Genomic DNA, 2,751 nt, shown 5'->3' on the forward strand with positions numbered 1-2,751 from the left:
AGCCCAACCCGCCCTCCTGGGGCCTGGACCGTATCGACCAGGCGGCCCGCCCGCTCAACCAGAGCTACACCTACGACGACACCGCCGGCGAGGGCGTCACCGCCTACGTCATCGACACCGGTGTCCGCATCTCCCACACCGACTTCGGCGGCCGGGCGGTCAACGGCTACGACGCCGTCGACAACGACAACACCGCCCAGGACGGCCACGGCCACGGCACACATGTCGCCGGCACGGTCGGGGGCACCGCATATGGCGTCGCCAAGAAGGTGAAGATCGTCGGCGTCCGCGTGCTCAACAACTCCGGGCAGGGCACGACCGCGCAGGTCGTCGCGGGCATCGACTGGGTGACGAGCAACGCCGTCAAGCCGGCCGTCGCCAATATGAGCCTCGGCGGCCCCACGGACACCGCGATCGACGCCGCCGTACGCAACTCCATAGCCTCCGGCGTCACTTACGCCGTGGCGGCCGGCAACGAGTCGACGAACGCCTCGACCCGCTCGCCCGCCCGCGTCACCGAGGCGATCACCGTCGGCGCCACCACCAACACCGACGCCAAGGCGAGTTACTCCAACTTCGGTACCGTCCTGGACGTCTTCGCCCCGGGCTCGTCCATCACCTCCACCTGGGCCACGAGCGACAGCGCGACGAACACCATCTCCGGTACGTCCATGGCGAGCCCGCACGTGGCCGGAGCCGTCGCCCTCTACCTGGCGGACAACCCCACCGCCACCCCGGCCGCCGTCCAGACGGCCCTGGTCAACTCCGCCACCACCGGAGTCGTCACCAGCCCCGGCACCGGCTCGCCCAACCGCCTCCTGCGCGTAGGCAGCGGCGGCGACACCACCCCGCCGCCCACCGGCTCGCGCTTCGAGAACGGCGGCGACTACACGATCGCCGACAACGCCACCGTCGAGTCACCGCTCACGGTCACCGGCGTCACGGGCAACGCACCCTCGGCCCTGAGCGTCCCGGTCAGCATCGTCCACACCTACATCGGCGACCTCCAGGTCCAGCTGATCGCCCCCGACGGCACCGCCTACACGCTGAAGGCATACGGCACGGGCGGCTCCGCCGACAACATCAACACCACGTACACCGTGAACGCCTCGTCGGAGGTCGCGAACGGCACATGGAAGCTTCGCGTGAGCGACAACGCGGCGCAGGACACAGGCCGGATCGACTCCTGGGCGCTCCAGTTCTGAGCCTCGTCAGCAACCGATCCTCAATAGCCCATCAGTGACGCAACATCAGTAACGCGACGTCAGTAACCCTCGTCCTCGCGGTACGGCTTCGGGTCCGTGACCCAGCCCGCCGCGAGGACGAGGCGCGAGCGGCGGTGGACGGCGAGGAAGCCGAAGGGGCGGTCGAAGCGGGCGCCGATGGTGGTGGTCACGTAGCGGGGTTCGGGCGGTGCGCCGCCGGGGACAGCCGCCATGGCCGTCACCGCCGCCGCACGGAAGCCCAGCGCGCCGAACCTCGCCATGGTGGACTGCCGCGCCGACCCGATGGCCAGCGGAAAGCCGCTGATTCCGGGGAAGTGTCCGCGCGAAGTGTCGCGCGCCGTCGTGAGGCCGAACATCCGGTGCAGCTCCAGCAGATCGTGGTGCGCCGTCATGTCGTACGCCACGGTCGTCACGTCCAGCGTGGGCGGCCGGGGCCGCATCCGGCGCACCTTCTCGACACGCAGGCCGGGTCCCACGTCCCCGTACGGGAGTTGAGGCCCGGACACGACCGAGTGCGTGCCCTCGAGAATGCCCACACCAGCCCCCAGCACCTGCCCCGGCGTCATCCGCTCCTCCCCGAGCAGCAGATGGACATCGATACCGGTGCTGCCCAGCACCTTCAGCTCGGTGACGCACCCGTCCGGCGTCTCGGCCGCGCCGACCCGGTCCAACACGACGCTGCTGCGGCGCAGCCCCAGGAGCGTCCGCCCGCGCCACGGTCCCTGGGACGCCCGCACGGGCCACTCCTCGAAGGGGCGCAGCCACTGCGTACGCATGGCCAGCGCACTCGCCAGGACCAGCTCGGTGTCTGGCGTCAGCACGACCGGCATGCGCTCGATCAGGCCACCGGTCCGCTGCACCGCCCACGTATCCAGGGCGGCGCGATCGGTCTCCTCGTCCCCCGTGAGCACCCCGTGCGTCTGCGCCGGCAGCCCTTTCTCCCAATCCTCCCGCAGCTCCAGCGTCCGCTTCGTCCACAGCCCGAGGGCCGAGTCAAGGCCTCGCACCCCGCCCAGGGCACCCGGCAAGTCCCGCCCCGCGACCGCCGCTTCCCCGGCCGGCAGCCCCACCGCCTCGGCCAGTTCCGCGCGTGCCGCACCACCCGCACCGTCCGCCAGAAAGGCGAGCAACGGCCAGACCCCGGCGGCCGAGAAGACCGTGCCACCACTCGCCGCCCCGGCCCACCGCGCCGTCAGCCCGTTGACCGCACCCACCGTCGTCCCGGCCGGCGCGATTGACGCGTCAGTCATCCGCGTTCCGCCCCCTCAGTCCCACGCATACGATGCGCCTGTCGTACGTCAGTTCCCGCACCGCTCGGACGAGGAGCACGGTACTAGTGGCCATACCTCCGCCCCCTGGGCCCCAGCAGCCCCCAGGCGGCCAGTACCCGCCTCCACCAGGCCCGTACGGCGCGCAACCCGGCCCCGGACAGGGACCGTACGGCTATCAGTTCTGGGGGCAACACCCCCCGAATGCGGAACAAATTGGATTTCGTCCGACAAAATTCCACATCACTACATGAAGA

2 protein-coding genes are annotated in these 2,751 nt (G+C 70.7%); one reads left to right on the forward strand and one right to left on the reverse strand.

Features of this window, described 5'->3' with window-relative positions:
* On the forward strand, nt 1–1,205 hold a 1,205-nt coding region (locus G6048_RS47595; protein ID WP_165345825.1), incomplete at its 5' end, for a S8 family serine peptidase.
* Nucleotides 1,206–1,264: 59 nt separating this feature from the next.
* On the opposite strand, the gene G6048_RS47600 is transcribed toward G6048_RS47595, so the two are convergent.
* Nucleotides 1,265–2,476: a serpin family protein gene (locus G6048_RS47600; RefSeq protein ID WP_165345826.1), complete on the reverse strand. Its 1,212-nt coding sequence runs from the start codon at nt 2,474–2,476 to the stop codon at nt 1,265–1,267.
* Nucleotides 2,477–2,751: the final 275 nt, after the last annotated feature.

It is taken from the genome of Streptomyces ureilyticus (assembly GCF_011045025.1).
Lineage (GTDB): Bacteria > Actinomycetota > Actinomycetes > Streptomycetales > Streptomycetaceae > Streptomyces > Streptomyces ureilyticus.